Origin of the sequence: Pseudomonas sp. C27(2019) (assembly GCF_008807395.1) — a bacterium.
In the GTDB taxonomy this organism is placed as follows: Bacteria; Pseudomonadota; Gammaproteobacteria; order Pseudomonadales; family Pseudomonadaceae; genus Denitrificimonas.
Genome location: NZ_CP043320.1, coordinates 2,150,960 through 2,170,740, shown reverse-complemented (window position 1 = coordinate 2,170,740; position 19,781 = coordinate 2,150,960). Strand labels below are relative to the sequence as shown.

The following is a 19,781-nucleotide window of genomic DNA, read 5'->3' as shown; positions in this document are numbered from 1 at the left end:
GATGAGAAATATTCTGTTATTTGTAGTGGTGGCGCTTAGCGCTGCCAGCTTTACAGTCAGCGCACAGGTAAATACCTTTGAAGATATTGGTGCTGTGCAAAGTGTCCAGCTTGGTAATAATGTGATTGTTGTCAACGACACATCGTATCATTTACCAAACACCGTTCAGGTTGAAGGAGCTGCTGCCATTTTAAAGCTCAAGCCCGGATACTTGGTGGGCTTTAGCGGAACGCTTGCAGCACCATACAACAGGATTGATTCGCTGTATTTATACCCTGAGTCAGTTATAGAAGCAGAGCAAAACTTGAAAAATAGCGCAGCCGAAAACCAAGGAGCGCAACGATGAAAAAAGCTCAGCAAGGCTTCACCCTTATAGAAGTCATGATCGTTGTCGCGATTATTGGTATCTTGGCGGCGATTGCTTATCCCAGCTATGACGAATACGTGAAGCGCGGTAACCGCACCGAAGGTCAGGCGTTTTTAAGTGATGTGGCGGCGCGTCAGGAGCGTTACTTTTCGCAAAATAATGCCTATATAACAGCTGCGACTGATATTGCTAAGCTGGGGCTGGCAGATACAAACTCACCGACTAACTTATACACAATAAGTCTAGCCGCAGGGGGTGGAGGCTACATATTGACTGCAACCCAGCAGTTTAATGATACTAAATGTGGCAACTTAACTTTAAATGCCCTCGGCGAGAGAGGGCGTACAGGTTCAGATAAAACAGTTGATGAGTGCTGGCGCTAAACCAAAAAGCGCTCTCAAGCATCTGTGCTTTATTGGCTTTATAGTTCAAACAACAACCGGCGCACTTTCTGCGCCGGTTTCATATTCTTACCTAGAAACTCTAGTCCGGTATCACCACCTCTCCTCGATGCTGCTTCCCAGCATAGGCGCTCATAATCTTCTCTTTTAACGCCGCTTTGGCTCCCGCCTCGCCATGAATTAAGCGCACCTGCTGCGGCCATTTGCGCATGCCGGTGATAAAGCGCACCAAGCTGCTTTGGTCGGCGTGTGCCGAGTAGCCGCCGAGGGTGGTGATTTGTGCGCGTATATCGATGCGCTGCTGATCGATTTCGGCATAGCCGCCACGTGGGCCGTACTTTTGAATTTGATTGCCGAGCGTGCCTTGTGCTTGGTAGCCGACAAACAGCACGTCATGCCGTGGGTCATCGAGCATGGCTTGCAGGTAGTTGACGATACGCCCACCGCTGCACATGCCGCTGGCAGCGATGACAATCGCAGGTCGCGCTGTGTTAGCCAAGTGGCGCACCATGCGTGTGTGATCTTGGTGTGAGTCAATGGTGATTAGATTTTTAAAAGCTAATGGGTTGCGGCCTCTATTGATTCGTCTCTGAGCTTCTTTATCCCAAAACTTGTCCAGCTGGGCGTACACCTGAGTAAAGCGGCTGGCCAGCGGCGAGTCTAAAATAATCGGAATATCATGCCAGAACGATTTATCTTTAGGTGTTTTGCTTTCTTGCAGCAACTCAGCGCTGCTGCTCACGCCGCTTTGGCATTGCTTGCGGTGGATAATATCTTCTAGTTCGTACAATAATTCTTGGGTACGACCAATACTAAAAGCAGGAATCAGCACAGTGCCTTGGTCGCGTAAAGCGTGCTCAATCACTGCTTGCAAGCGCTGGCGCCGATCACGGCGGCTGTGGTGGTTGCGATCCCCGTAGGTGCTTTCTAAGATCATTAGATCGGCGCGGTAGGCGGGCTTTGGTGCGGATAAAATCGGTGCATAGGGCGCACCTAAATCACCGGAAAAAAGCACGCGTTGTTTAGCCTTTTGCTGCGGCTGCTGAATTTCTAACTCAACGTAAGCTGAACCTAAGATATGCCCAGCGCGTTGCAGGCGAATTTTCACCGATGGCAGGGGTGCTTTCAGCATCGGCAGCCATTTGTTGTAAGGCAAGGCAATGATGCGCTGGGCAACCAGCTTAATGTAGCGTTCGACCAGATGCTGATCGCGGCTGACACCGATTTTAAAGGCATCTTCGAGTACAATTGGCAGCAGTCTTGCCGAGGGTTCGCTACAGATAATCGGCCCCTTAAAACCAGCAGCTAACAAGTAAGGAATGCGCCCCACGTGGTCAATATGCACGTGAGTAACAATCAGCGCTTTGACTGTGGAAATATCAAACTCAATGCTCAATTGATCACTGCCAGCAGCGCCCTCAGCCGATGTTTCTGCGCCCTGAAACAATCCACAATCGACAAGGAAACTGGTGTTTTCATCAATAAAAATCTGATGACAGGAGCCGGTTACGCCGTTTTTTGCACCGTGATGCAGTACCTTTGCTAAGTCTTGCATGTGCATACCTGCTTAATAGTGGTTTATTCATTAAAGCTACGGCTGGCGAAAAGGCAAATATGAACCCGAAAAGTGTGCGGCACTCAGCATTTTTGGCTGGCATCAAGCCAGTATGACTGGGCGCGCTCATGTGTATCTCATCCTAGACACAAATTTAGGCCAGAAATAAAATCTGCGCCTGCTATTAATATGCTGGCTTTGTATGCAGTTTGCTTAAGTAAGCGTTAAACTGTTGGCCACATACAAAATTGCAAGAGTACTTCGATGCGTAAGCCTTATTTTATTCTTCCTGCGCCTGTTGTATATGTTGCTTTCCTGTTGCTGGCATGGGGGTTGAGCACGCTATGGCCGCTGTCGCTGCCGAGTAACCCTTGGACGTGGTTTTTTGGCTGGGCGGCAATTGATGCCGGCACGCTGCTGATGTTTTGGACGGCGTGGCTAATGTTATGGCGCAAAACCACGCTGAACCCTTATGGTAAGCCACAGCAATTGATCACTGAAGGCCCGTTTCGGGTAACCCGTAACCCCATTTATGTTGCCGACACCATGCTCTATATAGGCGCGGCACTTTTGTTTGCTGACCTGTGGATTTGGATATTCCTACCCGTGGTCCTGTTGGCGGTTAGCATTGGCGTTATACGTCATGAAGAACGCTTAATGATGGAGCACTTCGGTGATGATTATCGCCAATATATGGCTAAGGTACGGCGCTGGTTCTAATGCAGGGTAGGAGTGCTTGCTGCGTTCAGGGGCTTATAGTGCTTAAGATCAAGGCGCGGGCTTTAGGCAATGTGCGCTTGGTTAAGTCCTGTGCTGTCGCTTAACGGAGTAAAATGCGTACAAGTAACGATTAGGTTGAGTGCTTTTGGCCAAAACCAAATAGGCGCCTAGTGGTAAGTGTTTGATGACGTTTAATGTGGAGAAGTGTGTACCGTGAAAAAAGCCAACTCTTTTGCCGCGCTCAGTGGATTGGTCTATTCAACCGACAGCGGGCGTCATTGCCCAGCCTGTGAACAACCGCAAGACGACTGCATTTGCGCCGAACAACCCGTCAATAGCGGCGATGGCATTGCCCGAGTACGCCGCGAAAGCAAAGGCCGTGGTGGCAAAACAGTCACCACCATTCAAGGCTTAGTCTTAACCCTCGAAGAATTAAAAACCCTCACCGCTGCACTTAAAAAACGCTGCGGCTGTGGAGGCTCATTAAAAGATGGCGTGATCGAGATCCAGGGTGATCAAGTCCAGCTGTTGATTGAAGAATTACAAAAACGCGGTTTCACCGCCATAAAATCTGGCGGATAGACGGGCCGCAGAACGTTACGGTAGGGCGGGCATTTATGCCCGCGATTACGCCCGGCCAGTTCCGGTAGGGCGGACATTTATGTCCGCGATTACGTTCGACCAAACCTGCGGAGGTTGCTATTAAACAACCGCGCGGGCACAAGTGCCCGCCCTACGCATTACCTGCAGCCACACCTTGCTATTCACCAATTGCGCACGCTGGCATTTATGCCCGCCCTTGTTTTGTGTTTTCTTCTATGTAACAGGGCTGTTATTGTGCTTCATCGCAGGCTTGCTCAATCGCATCAAAGACGTGCTCCTGTACCGTCAATGAAAACTGCTTGCGCCTGTTATTTGATACCTTGCCTTTATTTTGTAAGGCGCTAAGCACCAAAGTAGTCAAGTCCTTGCCGCGCACATCAAAGCGTTCATCGATAGCCCGGTAGACCAGATCAAAACGCTGCAAGAATTCAGTTTCCGCATGCAAATCATGCTCCAGTGCTTGCTGCGTCATCTCTAAACCAAAGGCCACGCATTCTGTGGCATCCCAATAGCGGTACAATGACTCGTCTGCGTTTAAATTGAATTGATAATCCTCATCACCCAGCCATTGCACTTGCCAATGCTTTCGCATGGGTACGGAAAAGCTTTGTAACGCCCGCAGGTATTTATCTTCATTACGTTTCATCGCAACTGAAACGGGTAACAAAACACCCGGTGGCAATGCCCCTGATTGTGCCAAAATAGAGTGAAATAAAAACCTTGAAAGCCGCCCGTTGCCGTCCATGAACGGGTGTATAAATACAAAAGCAAACGATAAAATGGATGCAGCAACGAGGGGGTCAATCTGCCTCGGCCACTGTTTAGCTAAATGCAATAACTCATTCATGAGTTCGCGCACTTGCGTTGGTGCTGGTGGGACATAGGTTACGCCAGCCGCGCCGCGCAACGGGCCGCGTAGCCAATTTTGTTGATGGCGATAAAAAACCGCTTTATCCAGCGGATTGGTAATACAGAGATTCTGCAAAGCCACTAAATAGGCTTCGTCTAACTCATGAGGCTGGTGTGCTTGACGTAATAGCTCAACAAACGCTTCTGTCTTGTCTGGCAGGGGGGCTTCACGCTCGATGGCAAAACTGCTTTCCGTTTCATGCAGGTACGCCCAGCTCAAGGCGCGATCTAAGAGCTGCGAATTTAAGCCTTGAATAAATGTATTGGCCTGCCGCAACAAGTCCTGCTGCAGCCCCGCCTTGATTTCATGCGTGCGTTCCACGGTGACGCAGTAATTAATCGAGCCTAAACCATTAAAATTCACTCGCCAGCGGGCGTTGCGTTGATCCACTCCGGTGATATAGCGTTTTGGATCAAACAGCATGACGGTTGGCCCTGCAATGCTTAGGTCATCGGACAGTTGCTTCTGATTAAAAGATTCCCACAAAAAGCCCAAGATCCGCACATAACGACTGGACGGTTGTGCATGTACAGCGGCAAGCATAGATGCGCTAGGCAGTTGCCGTAGCCCTTGATATAGGATCTGAAGATTGATGCCCTCATGTTTGAGAGCAAATAAAAAGTGCTCAAGAGGGATGTCTGCATTGGGCGCAACATGTGCCGGAACACGCAATGCATCGCCGTCATCCATAATGCGAGAAACAGGCCCCACCTGAGCAGGTTTGCGCAAGGGAAACACCTTTAAGCTGTAGTGATCACAGAGCCATTGATAGCCTACATTGCTCATTTTTTATTAATCCTGATAGGTTTTTGTTAATTATAGGTCAGGTTGCATTGTTTTTATTAAAAAAGAGAGTGTTTGGCGGACACTTGTGCCCGCGATTACGATTCAGCAAACACCGCTACAATGATCACCGCAAACAGCACACGTTCAGTCCAAAGGCTTAACTTGGCATCTTCGGCTTGATACAAGCGTTGCGCATATTCAGCTGCTTTACGGATGCATCATTAGGTGTCAGGTCCCGCATGATTAATAACGTTCTTATAAAATAAATCCGGTCTCTTTTCTTGCCATTCTTTCATTGTTGCAATGGGTGTTTGATGGTGAAGAGCTCGCTGTGGAACATGGTGATTGTACACCCAGCAATAGCGCTTTAAAGTTTGCTCTAAATCTTCGGATGAATCATACCTGCGAGTTGCTAAAACATCACTGATGCGGCCATTAAAGCGCTCGACCATACCGTTGGTTTGCGGTCGACCCGGCTTGATTAAGCGGTGCTCTATACTGTGCTTCTCGCATACCAAGTCAAATAGATGGTTGCCCGTGGGTTTACGTTCACCACCTGCTGTAAAACGGTCAGTAAAGGACTTGCCATTATCGGTAAGAACCTTCTGGATCTTGAACGGTGCTTTGTCGATTACACGCTTCATAAAGCGCTCAGCGTCTTTGGCGGACTGGCTAGGTAATACTTCGAGATACACCCAGCGCGTTGCACGATCGATGGCGACGTACAAATAGCGGCGCTGCTTCTCATCAGGCATTTGCGGTAAGAATTTGATGTCTATATGGATAAAACCAGGCTCATAATCCTTGAAGGGCTTATGCTTGGGTTCTGAGCCTTGCTCATTCTCTTGATCTTGTTTTCGCAGCTGCGCCAAGGTGGGCACCTGCCTTCTTCTCAGCATGCGTGCGAGTGCAGAACGTGAAAGAGTTGGATGAAGAAATTCACGCGCTACAACCAACAAGTCATCAAGACTCAAGCGTAGAAACTCACGGGCAACAATCAAAACCTCTTCTTGATGAGGGCTTAAAGTTGCCAGCAAGTTATGACGAGTATGCGAGCGGTCATAAACATCGGTACGATAACGCCAGCGACGAATTGTAGAGTCTGATACGCCATATTTACGTGCCAGCGCTAAATCGCTGATGCTAGCTGGTGCTTGTTGTATCTCAGCTCTAATTTTTGGCGTTGTTGTAGCTTGTTTATGTAGCTTGATGTTCATGGGTATGCTCCCGGAAAACCTTCTGGATTAGCTCTCTTGCAACGAGTAAAGGATAACTCCTAAAACTCATCTGATCATCCGGTACTCTACAATTAGGAATGCACTGGATGAGTATTTGTCACTCTGCTGGATAGATTTTATTTTTCCTTGGCGTATGCTTTAGTTCTTTTAATTCATCCTAAGGGAATGCCATGTCTCGTGCGTTAGAGTCTTTTAATCTCGCCATACTCGACTCAAGTTATCTACTTGAGCTGAATAAAAATGATCCGTCATCTGAGCACAGTGAGACGCTTAAGCGTTCATCCTTAGTTATGGCGCTCACAGCTTGGGAAAGCTATGTAGAAGACCGTCTAGGTGAGGCTGTAACTGAAAAAGTTGCAATCTTAAAGGGCAGCTTTATTGAAACCTATATTAATCAGAACTTAGCTAAAGAGATTAATATGCTGCATAACCCAAACTCTCATAGAACATATGAGTTGTTTAAAACGTATTTGGACATTGATATCAGGGATGCATGGAAATTTGATAACTTTATTTCGCAAGAGACAGCAAAGCATCTTGATAGTCTGATCCGCAAGCGTGGTGAGGCAGTGCATCGAATCAAAATTCGTAATCCAAATCAAAACCTGCCGCACCTAGTTACCTCTGATGAAGCCAAAAAAGCCATTCGTTTTATTACCAATTTAGTAAAAGCCACAGATCGCTATTTAGAACAGCAGCTGTGCCCGCATAGTAACCAGCAGTAGTGCTGTTGGTAAAGTGAGTTGTGAACGGATGCCCCTAAGTAGGCGTTGTCAGGCGCAAAGATCAGCGCTTACCAGTTAAATATCTCAACAGGCCCGCACTGACTTAAAGTCTTATTACCGCCCAAACTGCCGCTCACATGGAATACCATCGCCATCACCATCCATCTTGGTGTTCGGGCAATTACGCAAAAAGAACAGTGCTTCATCATAAGAGCTCATTTGCGAGCAGTGCTGTCTACCATCACAGCGAAAGGTTGATGCAGACGCTGTTGAGTTCGTATGTGATTTAAACGTTGAAGGCGCAGTGGGTGGTGTTGATAGCATCGAGGTGCTAGTGGTCACTGTGTTGCGGGATATTTGTAGAAAATCAGGCCAGCCGTTTTTATTCACATACCAGCCGCCGGCAATAATTACGATAAAAATGATTTTTTTCATGTGTGAATTCCTTCTCTGACAGTAACTTATAGTTGAGTAAATCTATAGCCAGTAAACGAACAGGTTATTTTTTAAAAGTTTAGGTAGGCTCGATAAAGTTTGTGATAATGAGTAAAAAGCACTATTTCCACGGCCTTAAATCAACGATAGCTACCACTTCAGCAGTATCTTTATGCATCAATACAACCATGTCTTGATTGTTGGCGCGTAGCGGTAACCAAGTGTCGGCTTTGGGGTGTTTGGCTAATACGGCTTTGATGTCTTCTGCGGTGTTATTTGCTGGTAGATCTGATAGCTCTAACAGGCGTTTCTTGATGGACTCTTTTTGCGAGTCTAATGGCTGATATAGATTAGGGCGCTGGGCAATGTCCACTCCAGCGAACACCGATTCCATTAAAATATCGTTACGTTCATCACTGTCCGTTGGGTTTGTTGCTGCTACCCATTGCGGGCCGAGTAATGATGGCTGACGGTAGTTTAAGTCAGTTTGATCCAGCTTGCGCTCGTCAATATCTAAGACGCGCACTAAGTCAAAACGGTCAGCTGCAAATACTAACCATGCTGGGCGTCCTTCAGCAACTGTCAAGAGGCCATAACAGAGTGCAGCAAGCTGCAGCAGGGCTATCACGCTTAAATCCATGACTAAGCTTTTTTTACCGACTTTATAGACCAAAAGAGTCAGTAGTGGGCCGAGTACAACATCAACAGCTAAAAGAATAAGAAAAATCTGGGTAACGCCGACGACGGTATGTAGCGGCGCTGGATACCAGAGATAAAAAACCACGCCTATGACGGCTAAAGCAATAACGGCTGAAATGGTAAGGTGAATTGTAAAGGCTTTAATGCGTGCGCTCATAAATAGGTGCTTAAACTACGGTTAGTGAATAGAAAATACTATTAAGGTAAATAACGACAGTTTGCTGGAACGTAACGAAACGCATTGGCTGAGGCAATTGCACAGCCCCAGATAATCGGTTGGCCTAGCATGATAGATGCTGAGGGTGTTCCTGCAGTTAGTGTGCCGCTGCCCGGAGTCAGTAGCAGAGGTGCGTTTAAAGCTGCATCTAGACCTGCTGCATAGGTGATGCTGATACGGCCCTCAGTGAGTGCTACTGCTGCGGTATTAGCAATAGCGGCGATGGCGATACTGTTAACATGCTTAGATGGGCTAAATACATAAGTGTAAGAGTTAGCCGCTGCTGGCCCGGTGCCACTGTAAGCGGCAATGGCGGATGTTGCATTGCTGCTAATGGTTTCAATTACTGCAGCTTTTGCTGAGGTGGCTAAGGTCAAACCTTCAGCGACCTTGGTGCGTACCGTGTAATCTTGGTATGCAGGTAACGCCAGTGCTGCAAGTATGCCAATGATGGCGGCCACAATCATAAGTTCGATTAAGGTAAAACCTTGATGATTTTGAAAGTCAGCATGCATGGTAAACATTCTCAAGGCAGGGCAGTTTGTAGGTAAAGTAGTGCTTTTTAAAGCACAACGCCCCGTAATATTACGAGGCGTTGTTTAGAGAGGGTAGTTGATAGTTAACTATTAACGGCACTCTGCTGGAGCGTATTTTGCTTCAAGAGTACCCAACTCGGCTGCTGTTAAACCACGGTTGCCAGCTGTTGTTGCAGAGTCAGATGCGCAAGCCCAGTCAATTGCACCGGTTGCACCTGCTGTTAAACCAGCTTTCTTAACATTAGGAGTCAGTACAATTGTTGCTCCTTGTACGTCAGTAGGGAAACCAGCTGTTGCACCTTGTAAAGTTACTGTAATAGCACCGTTAGTATCATCAATTGTAATGTCCGCTACGTATTTAGTTTCTTTTTCATTGGCAGGTATTGCGTTATATGTTGTTGCTGCTGCTTCAACACCGTCAAGACCGTCAGTTTGAAATGCTTCACTAATCAAACCTTTAGGTGATGAAGCTTGAATTAGAGCTTCTGAGATTTTTGAGCGTACAGTGTAGTCTTGATACGCAGGCAGCGCGATCGCAGCCAAAATACCGATGATCGCCACAACGATCATTAACTCAATTAGGGTAAAACCCTTTTGCATTTGTGCTTTCATGTTGAAGCTCCTTGAATGATGTAAAGGCCATGTGACCTGTAATAGATAGAGCAAGGGGTGTGCCAGCTTTGAAATATGTGTGTTTGGTTGGCTGGTTGAGCTGCTATTGAGCATGACTATAGAGCTTTTCGCGGGTGTGACCCGCTCGTACAGGAGCAGGCGTGCAGGGCGGATTATTTATAGGATTTGTCAGAGAGTGACGTTTTTTGTCACTGTTTGCCGGTTTGTATTTTATCAAAGCATATTGAATTGGACACAGATCAAACATCTGGATAAAAATGCGCGTAGGGTTTGGCAGGGAGGGCTGTTCTAGGCTATAAGTAGCGGCACTATGCCAATAACAATGCGCGCAGGGCGAAATGCATGAGTAGTAGTATGAATTTGATCGGCTTGGCTCGACAGGTGGTCGAGGCAGGCTTGCTGGATGAGAATAAAGTCCAAGAGGCAGTGCAGCAGGCCAAGCGCAACCAAACCTTATTGGTTACCTGGTTGGTGCAAAATAAATTAGTCAAAAGTCGCGCATTGATGGAGTTGGCCGCAGATCAGTTTGGCGTGGCTTATTTTGATTTAAATGCGGTGAATCCTGATGTTTTTCCGCAAGATTTGGTCAGTGAAAGGCTCGCTCGTCAACATCGCGTACTGCCGTTGTATAAGCGCGGCAGTAAGCTTTTTATCGCTATTTCTGATCCGGGTAATCATCAAGCCATTAATGATGTGCAGTTCAGCAGCGGTATGACGGTTGAGCCGTTGTTGGTTGAAGACGATAAGTTGGGGCTAGCCATTGACAGGCTGTATCAGTCGGCTACCGGCGGTCTAGAAGGGATGGATGACGCTGAGCTTGAAGGTTTGGATTTTGAAGAAACTGAATCCAGCGGGCCGGCACAAACCGAGGAGGCTGATGAAACGCCGGTGGTGCGTTTTGTTAATAAAATGCTGCTTGATGCCATTAAAGGGGGCTCTTCAGATTTACACTTTGAGCCTTATGAGAAGATGTACCGCGTGCGTTTTCGTACCGATGGGGTCTTGCATGAGGTGGCCAAGCCGCCGATTCAATTGCGTGATCGTATCTCGGCCCGCTTAAAAGTGATGGCCAATATGGATATTTCTGAACGCCGTAAGCCGCAAGATGGGCGGATTAAACTCAAAGTCTCGGCCAATAAATCCATCGACTTTCGTGTTAACACCCTGCCAACCCTCTGGGGCGAGAAAATCGTGATGCGGATTCTCGATGCCAGCAGCGCGCAAATGGGCATTGATGCGTTAGGTTATGAGGAGCCGCAGAAAGAGCTGTATATGGAAGCTTTGAGTCAGCCGCAAGGCATGATTTTAGTGACGGGGCCGACCGGTTCCGGTAAAACAGTATCGTTGTATACCGGCTTGAATATTCTCAATACCATCGATGTCAATATTTCTACCGCCGAAGATCCGGTTGAAATTAACTTGGAGGGGATTAACCAGGTTAACGTCAATCCCAAGCAGGGTATGGATTTCTCCACTGCGCTGCGCGCCTTCTTGCGGCAAGATCCGGATGTGATCATGGTCGGTGAGATTCGTGATTTAGAAACTGCAGAGATCGCGATTAAAGCGGCGCAAACCGGGCACATGGTGATGTCGACGTTGCACACCAACAGTGCTGCGGAAACCTTAACGCGTTTGCGCAACATGGGGGTGGCAGCGTTTAACTTGGCCACCTCGGTGAACTTGATTATTGCCCAGCGGCTGGCACGTAAACTCTGTGCCTGTAAGCAAGAGCTTAATGTGCCTGACGATGTGTTGCTAAAAGAAGGGTTTAGCGCAGAGCAGGTTGGTACCTTTAAAGTGTATGGACCAAAAGGCTGTGATAATTGCAATGGTGGTTATAAAGGCCGTGTTGGAATATATGAAGTGGTTAAAAGCACGCCGGCCCTACAAAGGATTATCATGGAAGATGGCAACGCCATAGATATTGATGCGCAGATGCGTAAAGATGGTTTTAATAATTTGCGCGCATCGGGGTTGCTGAAAGTCATTCAGGGTATTACCAGCCTTGCTGAAGTTAACCGTGTAACTAAGGATTAAACCATGGCGGCGAAAACACCAAAAACCAATATGTACAAGTGGGAAGGCAAAAACCGCCAGGGTGGGACGATGTCTGGGCAAATGGCCGGACAGGATGCTGCGCTGGTCAAGGCTCAGTTGCGTAAACAGGGCATTAACCCAACTAAAGTGCGTAAAAAGGGCATTGAGCTATTCAGTGCGGGTAAAAAGATCACACCGATGGACGTTGCGATTTTTACTCGACAAATGGCCACGATGATGAAAGCTGGTGTGCCGCTGTTGCAGTCGTTTGACATCATTGCTGAGGGCTTAGAAAACCCAAATATGCGCAAGCTGGTGGATACGGTGAAGCAGGATGTAGCTGCGGGTAATAGTTTTGCTGTGTCCTTGCGTAAGCATCCGCAATACTTTGATGATCTGTATTGCAATCTGGTGGATTCTGGTGAGCAGTCCGGTGCGCTGGAAACCTTGCTGGATCGGGTCGCCACTTATAAAGAAAAAACTGAAGCGCTAAAAGCAAAAATCAAAAAAGCCATGAATTATCCAATGGCGGTTGTCGCGGTGGCGGTGATTGTAACGGCTATTTTGCTGATTAAAGTGGTGCCGCAGTTTCAGGATGTGTTTTCTAGTTTTGGTGCGGAGTTGCCTGCTTTTACTCAGTTTGTGATTGGTATTTCTGAGTTTGTGCAAAGTGATGGTTGGTTGATTGTGGTGGGCTTTATTGCGTTTGTTTTTGCGTTTAGACATGCGCACCGCACCTCAGAAAAGTTTCGTGACAGCATTGATCGGGCTTTACTGAAATCACCGGTGATCGGCAATATTATTTATAACTCTTCTGTGGCGCGTTTTGGCCGTACTTTGGCGACAACTTTCGCGGCGGGTGTGCCTTTGGTGGAGGCGCTGGATTCAGTCGCCGGTGCCACCGGTAACGTGGTGTTTAAGAATGCTGTGATGAAAGTGAAGTCGGATGTGTCCAGCGGTATGCAGCTGAATTTCTCCATGCGCAGCACCGGTGTGTTTCCATCAATGGCTTTGCAGATGACGGCCATTGGTGAGGAGTCTGGTTCGCTGGATGAAATGCTCGATAAGGTGGCGACACACTATGAGGCTGAAGTGGATAACGCTGTTGATGGCTTAACTGCGTTAATGGAGCCGATTATTATGTCGGTGCTTGGCGTGTTGGTGGGCGGTTTGATTATTGCCATGTACCTGCCGATCTTCCAGTTGGGTGCGGTTGTTTAACGCTGCGGTGTTGGTTGTTGTGTGTTGAGTGTTTCGCCTGTGTTGTTGTGCTGGTTGTGGTGGTTTGTTGCTGGTTGTGTTGGTTTTGTTTCTGGTTGTGTTGGTTTGTTGCTGGTTGTGTGTTTATAAAGCGGGGCGGCTCTGACTGCCCCGTTGTTGTTTGTGTATGCCGTATGGGTTAGAAACCGCGGGCATAAATGCCCGCCCTACCGTTGTGGTCACGGCTGCTTTACGGCTCGGGATATGCGCATTGTGCCCGCGTGGCGGGTTGCGGTGCACATCGTGGTTCATGTGTTTTGCATTGCAGATTGCATATCCCGCACGTGATTAGGGCCTGCGTGCATGAATACCGGCAGCACAGTTGTAGGTTTATCATTTTAAGCGGTGTGGATATGGCGATTATTGAGTTTTGGGGTAGTAATATTTGGGTGTTTGCCATCAGCGCAGCAATCTTAGGGTTGTTGGTGGGTAGTTTTTTGAATGTGCTGATTTATCGCTTACCCAAGATGCTGATGCGCGATTGGCGCAAGCAAGCGCATGAAGTGCTGGAAATGCCTGCGCAAGACAATGCAGAGACGTTTAACCTGGTTCTGCCCCACTCAAGTTGCCCACATTGCGGACATGAAATCAAACCGTGGGAAAATATTCCGTTGTTTAGCTGGTTATTCTTACGCGGCAAATGTTCCGGCTGCAGTGAGCGCATTAGTATTCGTTACCCGCTAGTCGAGCTGGCCTGTGGTGTTTTATCTGCGGTGGTGGCTTGGCATTATGGTGTCAGTTGGGAAACCTTAACGATGCTGGTGCTGACCTGGGGTTTGCTAGCGATGAGCCTGATTGATGCAGACCATCAAATCCTCCCTGATATTTTAGTGCTGCCGCTGCTGTGGCTAGGGTTGATTCTCAATCATTTTGACCTGTTCACTAGCCTGCCTGATGCGCTGTGGGGCGCGATCATCGGTTATATGAGCCTCTGGTCGATCTTCTGGCTGTTTAAGCTGGTCACCGGCAAAGAGGGCATGGGCTATGGTGACTTTAAGTTGCTGGCGATGATTGGCGCTTGGGGTGGCTGGCAGGTGTTGCCGCTGACGATCTTATTGTCTTCGGTAGTGGGTGCGGTGTTAGGTATTATTATTCTGCGCGTGCAGCGCAATAGCATGAGTAATCCAATCCCTTTTGGCCCGTACTTGGCCGTGGCTGGCTGGATCGCTTTGATCTGGGGTGACACAATCACCAGCAGCTATTTGCAGTTTGCGGGCTTCTAAATCGATCTTGGCAGCGCAGGAAATTCGCCTGTAAATGTATTACCCAGCAATCACCAACCCCGCATAGGTTCGCCATATCGCACGGGTTCGACTGTAAATTGCATCACGCGGGCACAAGTGCCCGCCCTACATGTGCGTATGGTGTTTTCGGAAATGACCTGATCTGTAATGCGCCATTGTGGCGGCTCTACATGTGTGTATGGTGTTTTTGGAAATGACCTGATCTGTAATGCGCTATCGTGGCGACTCTACATATGTGTATGGCTTTTAAGACCAGTGGGCTAGAGCGGGTAGGGTGTTTCAAAGCAACGGTAGGGCGGGCATTTATGCCCGCGATTGCGCACCCGCAAGCTATCCTTGAAACTCAAACGCGCCCAGAGCAGGCGCGTTGAAGGGGCGATCAGTCTAGATCAAAGTCATATTCTGCTAGTGCTTTTTGTAAGCGACGTTCCTCAAGCAAATTATCAATCACGCGACGCTTAGTGAGGTTGGTTTTTGCTGCCTCAGCTGGCGTCTCATCTTCAATCTCGTCTGCATCTTCTTCTGCAATAAAATCGTCGTCTATTTTTAGGTCTTCTTTACTCATGATTCGAGCCTCGCATACGGGAGTTTCCGTTGGCGCACCTTATAACCATAAAATCAGTTTTGGTAAAAAAGAATTTTTCAATGGGCTTGATAGTTTTCGATAATAAAAGCTAATCGTCTGATATTTTCTCTTTAAATTCACATAAATCTTCAATTCGACAACTGCCACAGCGAGGCTTACGCGCCTGACAAACGTAGCGCCCATGGAGGATCAGCCAGTGGTGCGCGTCGAGTAAAAACTCTTTAGGCACAAATTTTAGTAGCTGTTTTTCTACTTCTAATACGTTCTTGCCAGGAGCGATTTTGGTGCGGTTGCTGACACGGAAAATATGGGTGTCGACCGCCATCGCGACCTGGCCAAAGGCTGTGTTGAGCACCACATTAGCAGTTTTGCGGCCCACGCCAGGTAAGGCTTCTAGCGCCGCGCGGGTATCGGGTACTTGGCCATTGTGCCGCTCAATCAATAAACGGCAGGTTTCCAGCACGTTTTTAGTTTTTGTGGGATAAAGGCCGATGGTTTTGGTGTATTCACATAAGCCGTCGTAGCCGAGGGCGTACATCGCTTCTGGAGTGTTGGCCACAGGGAAGAGTTTGTCGGTGGCTTTGTTGACGCCGACGTCAGTGGCTTGCGCCGATAGAATGACCGCAATCAGCAGCTCAAAGGGGGAGCTGTAATTCAGTTCGGTTTCTGGCTTGGGATTGTCTTCTTGGAATCGGCGAAAAATCTCATAACGCTTGGCAGCATTCATGGTGCAGGCTCAATCAAATAAATGGTTAATATGTTTGCCAAGATGATACAGGTTTTGCCAAGCGCAGGCATTTAACCCCCGCGTTTACAGCCCAGCAAACCTGCACGGAGCCCGCCATTGAACGTGCTACGCGTGTATCGGACGGGCATTGATACCCGCGTGTACGACCCGGCAAACCGGCGTGGAATTCACCATTGAATATGCCGCGCGTGCGTCGGGGGCGGGCACTTGTGCCCGCGTGTAGGGTTCGGCAGGCCACAGGGAGGCCAGCATTAAATGTGTTACGTGGGCAGTAACCTCGTGCCGAGTTCATCGTTGAATGTGTTACGCGGGTATAAATGCCCCCGTGCATTGCGCGGGCAACGAGTGCCCGCCCTACGGATGGGTGATGTTTTTGGGTACCGGTTGGGTGGTGTGTTTGGGTACCGAATGGATGGTGTGTTTGAGTGCCGAATGGGTGGTGTGTTTGAGTGCCGAATGGGTGGTGTGTTTGAGTGCCGAATGGGTGGTGTGTTTGGGTATCGGTTGGGTGATGTGTTTGGGTATCGGTTGGGTGGTGCGCTGGCGTTGTAGGGTTATTGTGCTGTGTTGTTTGATCAATGCCTTTCTTCGAGGCAAAAAAAAGGATGCCGATTAGGCATCCTTTTTCGTAGCGCAGGTTCAGGCTAGGCGTTTGGCTTAGTCTCATCCTGCTCGGCAGCAGGGGCGGCATCATGTTTGGATGGCTGCTCCTGTTTGGCTGCTGTTACTTTAGCCTCGGGCTCTGCTGCTGGTGCAGAGTCGGGCGTGTCTTGCTTAGCTGATTCAGAAGACGACTTTGAAGCGCTTTCTGTCCCTGCTTTAGCTGCTGCTGGAGCAGCAGTAGAGTGCTGTGACTTATCTACCGCAGACTTGCCGTCGGTAACGGCCTCAGGCTTGATCTCAGCTGATTGGACTTCGGCTTTGGCTTGCGACTCAGCTGCTTGAGTTTCAGCTTTAGCTTGCTGCTCAGGCGCTTGTGATGCAGCCTTTGCTTTGGCAGCCTCGGCTTCGCGTGCTAAACGACGACGCTCGCGTGGATCGTTCAGTGCGCGGCCTGCTGGTCGAGCTGGTTGCGCAGGTTTGCTTTCAGCGGCAACTGGGGCTTCTGGCTTCGCTGCATCCTTAGCTGTTTCGTCTTTCGCTGCTGGCTTGGCTGGCGCTTGTGCGACAGGCTTGTCCGCAGCTTTAGCTGGCTCAGGCTGGCTGCTTGCTTTAACGGCTTTATCGGCATCCGCTACAGGCTGTGCAGTTTGCGTCTCTGGCGCTGTTGCTTTTGGCTCTTGCGCAGCAGCTGGCTTCTCTACAGCAGGGCGCGAGGCAGGCTTGGCTGTTTGAGTTTCAGCTTGTGCGACAGGCTTAACAGGCGTCGGCTCAGAAATTTGCAGTAAAGGCTGCTCTGCAGATAACGATGCGACTTGCGCCGGATCAATCATATCCACAGCACCACGACCGGCTGCTGCATCTTTAATCATCACAGTCGGCTTCAGCTCAGTTGCTAGCTCGCTAGCAGCACTGCTGGATGAAACCGCAACTGCAGTTGTTGCTGGCGCTTTATCGGTCTTTGCAGCGCTATCCGCAGCTGGTTGGGCAGGTGTCGACTCAGATTTTTTATCTTCAGTTGCAACTGTTTCGCTATCAACCTGCTGACGCTCACGACGGTTGCTACGACGACGCTGGCCGCGTGAACGGCGACGTGGACGCTCTTCTTCGCTGCTGTTGTCGTCTTTCTGCTCGTTTTGCTCCAGCGCGTTGACATCTTGCTCTTCACTGTCTTTTTCTGAGCTGGCCTTAGGGTGTGGCGCGCGGTCTTGACGCTCAGGACGAATTGGGCGCTGATCGGCTTGTTGTGTATCGCGCGAGCTGCGTGTGCTCTGTGCTTTGTCGTCGCTGCTTGCCTCTGGCGCTGAATGGGCACGAGCGTTGCGCGGCTCCGGTGTGTCGAGGGCTGGACGCAGTTCACGAGTTGGACGTTCGCTACGCTCAGAACGCTCAGTGCGTGCTGGACGCTCTTCACGTGCTTCACGCGGCGCGCGCTCGCGACGGTTCTCTGTCGGCTTATTATCGCGGTTGCTTGGCGCAGAATCACGTTGGCTGCTGTCGCGCTTATGGCTATCACGCTCAGTGCTGCTATCGCGCGCACTGTCACGCGGCTTACGCTCTTCATCACGGTTGTTGCGCGTGTTATCACGGCGACGGTTTTGTGATTGTGAAGACTGCGAGCGCTCATTACGACGCTCGTTGTTGCGATTACCGCTACTGCGCGCGCTGCTTTCTGGCTTGGCCGCGGGTTCAGCTGGCGCTTCATCGCTGGCGAATAACCCGACCAAAGATTTGACTAAGCCTTTAAACAAGCTTGGCTGTGCTTTCTTGGTTGCGGGCACAGGCGCGGCGGCTGTTTTTTCAGGCGGTGGCGCGGCACGCTCAGCGTTGCTGGTTTTCACTGCTGCTTCTTCACGAACGAGTGAGCGTGTTGCGCTAACAGGTTGTAATTCCTCGCTTTCTTCCGGTGCCATTTCATAGCTGGACTGGCCAGATAACGCTTCAGGGCTGTCATCACGCAAACGAATCACTTCAAAGTGCGGTGTTTCTAAGCTGTCATCCGGCAGAATGAAGATACGCACGCGGGTGCGCAGTTCAATTTTGGTAATGGCATTGCGTTTTTCGTTGAGCAAGAACGCCGCAACTTGGAAAGGCACACGTGCGCGCACTTCGGCGGTACGGTCTTTCAGGGCTTCTTCTTCGATTAAGCGCAGAATAGCCAGAGATAAGGATTCAACGTCGCGGATAATGCCTTGACCGTTACAGCGTGGGCAGACCACGCCGCTGCTTTCGCCTAAAGATGGACGCAGACGCTGACGCGACATTTCCAGCAAGCCAAAACGCGAGATACGGCCCACTTGTACGCGAGCACGGTCCGCTTCAAGGCATTCGCGCATGCGCTCTTCAACGGCGCGCTGGTTTTTCGCCGGTGTCATGTCGATGAAGTCGATCACGATTAAACCACCGATGTCACGCAAACGCAGTTGGCGGGCGATTTCTTCAGCCGCTTCCAAGTTGGTTTGCAGGGCCGTTTCTTCGATGTCGCTGCCTTTAGTGGCGCGTGCCGAGTTGATATCAATGGAAACCAAGGCTTCGGTTGGATCGATCACCAGCGCGCCGCCGGAAGGTAATTTCACTTCACGTTGGAATGCGGTTTCGATTTGGCTTTCGATTTGGAAGCGGTTAAATAGCGGTACGCTGTCTTGGTAGAGTTTGATTTTGTTGGCGTATTGCGGCATTACTTGACGAATAAAGCTCAGCGCTTCTTCTTGCGCATCAACGCTATCAATCAATACTTCGCCGATATCTTGGCGCAAATAGTCGCGAATGGCGCGGATAATCACGTTACTTTCTTGATAAATCAAGAATGGCGCGCTACGTGTTGCAGCCGCTTCAGTAATAGCTGTCCATAACTGTACAAGGTAGTCCAGATCCCACTGCAGCTCTTGACTGCTGCGGCCTAAACCGGCAGTACGCACGATCAAACCCATATCAGCAGGGGCGTTCAGGGCGTTCAGCGCTTCGCGTAATTCGTTGCGCTCTTCACCTTCAATGCGGCGAGAAATACCACCAGCGCGCGGGTTATTGGGCATCAACACCATATAACGGCCAGCAAGGCTGATAAAGGTGGTGAGGGCTGCGCCTTTGTTGCCGCGCTCTTCTTTTTCAACTTGAACGATAACTTCCTGGCCTTCGGTCAAAACATCTTTGATGTTGACGCGACCGCCGCCGTTTTCGCTAGATTTCTTGAAGTATTCGCGGGAGATTTCTTTCAGAGGGAGGAAGCCGTGGCGCTCAGAGCCGAAGTCGACGAATGCGGCTTCTAGGCTGGGTTCTACGCGGGTTATACGGCCTTTGTAGATGTTTGATTTCTTTTGTTCGCGGGCACCTGATTCGATATCAAGGTCAAATAAGCGTTGGCCATCGACCAGTGCGACACGCAACTCTTCGGGTTGAGTTGCGTTAATGAGCATTCTTTTCATGATTTACCAATATATTCCGGGTTCACGGATCACATCATTGGCACACACGACAAATCGGG

Annotated in this window: 19 protein-coding genes; 9 read left to right on the top strand and 10 right to left on the bottom strand. The window is 49.3% G+C overall.

The window, feature by feature from the left end:
- The first annotated feature begins 1 nt into the window (after position 1).
- Together FXF61_RS09890 and FXF61_RS09885 are read left to right on the top strand one after the other, a co-directional pair.
- The gene (locus tag FXF61_RS09890; RefSeq protein WP_151185103.1) at positions 2 to 346 is read left to right on the top strand and encodes a PilY2 family type 4a fimbrial biogenesis protein; all 345 of its coding nucleotides are present in this window, start codon (positions 2 to 4) and stop codon (positions 344 to 346) included.
- Positions 343 to 750: a type IV pilin protein gene (locus FXF61_RS09885; RefSeq protein ID WP_151185102.1), complete on the top strand. Its 408-nt coding sequence runs from the start codon at positions 343 to 345 to the stop codon at positions 748 to 750. Before FXF61_RS09890 ends, FXF61_RS09885 begins: the two co-directional genes overlap by 4 nt.
- Positions 751 to 850: 100 nt before the next feature.
- On the opposite strand, the gene FXF61_RS09880 is transcribed toward FXF61_RS09885, so the two are convergent.
- Positions 851 to 2,323 carry an MBL fold metallo-hydrolase RNA specificity domain-containing protein gene (locus FXF61_RS09880; protein WP_178087294.1) on the bottom strand — a complete coding sequence of 491 codons (1,473 nt, stop codon included), beginning with the start codon at positions 2,321 to 2,323 and terminating at the stop codon, positions 851 to 853.
- Between the two features lie 264 nt (positions 2,324 to 2,587).
- On the opposite strand from FXF61_RS09880, the gene FXF61_RS09875 reads away from it, so the two are divergent.
- Together FXF61_RS09875 and FXF61_RS09870 are read left to right on the top strand one after the other, a co-directional pair.
- Complete coding sequence (locus FXF61_RS09875; protein ID WP_151185100.1) at positions 2,588 to 3,043, top strand: isoprenylcysteine carboxylmethyltransferase family protein; 456 nt, start codon at positions 2,588 to 2,590, stop codon at positions 3,041 to 3,043.
- Positions 3,044 to 3,256: 213 nt separating this feature from the next.
- A complete protein-coding gene (locus FXF61_RS09870) occupies positions 3,257 to 3,625 on the top strand; it encodes a translation initiation factor Sui1 (protein WP_151185099.1) in 369 nt (122 codons plus the stop codon).
- A gap of 250 nt (positions 3,626 to 3,875) precedes the next feature.
- Here the strand turns inward: FXF61_RS09870 and FXF61_RS09865 are convergent, their stop codons facing one another.
- Positions 3,876 to 5,342, bottom strand: a complete 1,467-nt coding sequence (locus tag FXF61_RS09865; protein ID WP_151185098.1) for a Fic family protein — start codon at positions 5,340 to 5,342, stop codon at positions 3,876 to 3,878.
- A gap of 221 nt (positions 5,343 to 5,563) precedes the next feature.
- Positions 5,564 to 6,559, bottom strand: a complete 996-nt coding sequence (locus FXF61_RS09860) for an IS481 family transposase (RefSeq protein WP_151185097.1) — start codon at positions 6,557 to 6,559, stop codon at positions 5,564 to 5,566.
- Between the two features lie 191 nt (positions 6,560 to 6,750).
- On the opposite strand from FXF61_RS09860, the gene FXF61_RS09855 reads away from it, so the two are divergent.
- Positions 6,751 to 7,305, top strand: a complete 555-nt coding sequence (locus FXF61_RS09855) for a HEPN domain-containing protein (RefSeq protein WP_151185096.1) — start codon at positions 6,751 to 6,753, stop codon at positions 7,303 to 7,305.
- A 114-nt stretch (positions 7,306 to 7,419) separates the two neighbouring features.
- Here FXF61_RS09855 and FXF61_RS15095 read toward each other — a convergent pair whose 3' ends face one another.
- The 4 genes from FXF61_RS15095 to FXF61_RS09835 all read right to left on the bottom strand — a co-directional run bounded on the left by FXF61_RS15095 (position 7,420) and on the right by FXF61_RS09835 (position 9,804).
- Entirely contained in the window at positions 7,420 to 7,740 is a 321-nt protein-coding gene (locus FXF61_RS15095) for an excalibur calcium-binding domain-containing protein (protein ID WP_151185095.1), read from the bottom strand.
- A 121-nt stretch (positions 7,741 to 7,861) separates the two neighbouring features.
- A complete protein-coding gene (gene tfpZ, locus FXF61_RS09845; RefSeq protein ID WP_151185094.1) occupies positions 7,862 to 8,596 on the bottom strand; it encodes a TfpX/TfpZ family type IV pilin accessory protein in 735 nt (244 codons plus the stop codon).
- Positions 8,597 to 8,637: 41 nt separating this feature from the next.
- Positions 8,638 to 9,171 (bottom strand): prepilin-type N-terminal cleavage/methylation domain-containing protein, encoded by a 534-nt coding sequence (locus FXF61_RS09840; protein ID WP_151185093.1) that lies wholly within the window; start codon positions 9,169 to 9,171, stop codon positions 8,638 to 8,640.
- A 111-nt stretch (positions 9,172 to 9,282) separates the two neighbouring features.
- On the bottom strand, positions 9,283 to 9,804 hold the full coding sequence (locus tag FXF61_RS09835; protein ID WP_151185092.1) for a pilin: 522 nt from the start codon (positions 9,802 to 9,804) through the stop codon (positions 9,283 to 9,285).
- Between the two features lie 363 nt (positions 9,805 to 10,167).
- Between FXF61_RS09835 and pilB the strand changes: the two genes are divergently transcribed.
- The 3 genes from pilB to FXF61_RS09820 all read left to right on the top strand — a co-directional run bounded on the left by pilB (position 10,168) and on the right by FXF61_RS09820 (position 14,345).
- Complete coding sequence (gene pilB, locus FXF61_RS09830) at positions 10,168 to 11,862, top strand: type IV-A pilus assembly ATPase PilB (RefSeq protein WP_151185091.1); 1,695 nt, start codon at positions 10,168 to 10,170, stop codon at positions 11,860 to 11,862.
- Positions 11,863 to 11,865: 3 nt separating this feature from the next.
- A complete protein-coding gene (locus FXF61_RS09825; protein WP_151185090.1) occupies positions 11,866 to 13,083 on the top strand; it encodes a type II secretion system F family protein in 1,218 nt (405 codons plus the stop codon).
- Positions 13,084 to 13,475: 392 nt separating this feature from the next.
- Complete coding sequence (locus FXF61_RS09820; protein WP_151185089.1) at positions 13,476 to 14,345, top strand: A24 family peptidase; 870 nt, start codon at positions 13,476 to 13,478, stop codon at positions 14,343 to 14,345.
- A gap of 400 nt (positions 14,346 to 14,745) precedes the next feature.
- Here the strand turns inward: FXF61_RS09820 and FXF61_RS09815 are convergent, their stop codons facing one another.
- A complete protein-coding gene (locus tag FXF61_RS09815; RefSeq protein ID WP_178087293.1) occupies positions 14,746 to 14,931 on the bottom strand; it encodes a PA3496 family putative envelope integrity protein in 186 nt (61 codons plus the stop codon).
- A gap of 109 nt (positions 14,932 to 15,040) precedes the next feature.
- Positions 15,041 to 15,679 carry an endonuclease III gene (gene nth / locus FXF61_RS09810; RefSeq protein ID WP_151185087.1) on the bottom strand — a complete coding sequence of 213 codons (639 nt, stop codon included), beginning with the start codon at positions 15,677 to 15,679 and terminating at the stop codon, positions 15,041 to 15,043.
- 388 nt (positions 15,680 to 16,067) lie between these two features.
- Here nth and FXF61_RS09805 point away from each other — a divergent pair, with 388 nt between their 5' ends.
- Positions 16,068 to 16,316: a hypothetical protein gene (locus FXF61_RS09805; RefSeq protein ID WP_151185086.1), complete on the top strand. Its 249-nt coding sequence runs from the start codon at positions 16,068 to 16,070 to the stop codon at positions 16,314 to 16,316.
- 28 nt (positions 16,317 to 16,344) lie between these two features.
- On the opposite strand, the gene rne is transcribed toward FXF61_RS09805, so the two are convergent.
- Positions 16,345 to 19,722: a ribonuclease E gene (gene rne, locus FXF61_RS09800; RefSeq protein WP_151185085.1), complete on the bottom strand. Its 3,378-nt coding sequence runs from the start codon at positions 19,720 to 19,722 to the stop codon at positions 16,345 to 16,347.
- Positions 19,723 to 19,781: the final 59 nt, after the last annotated feature.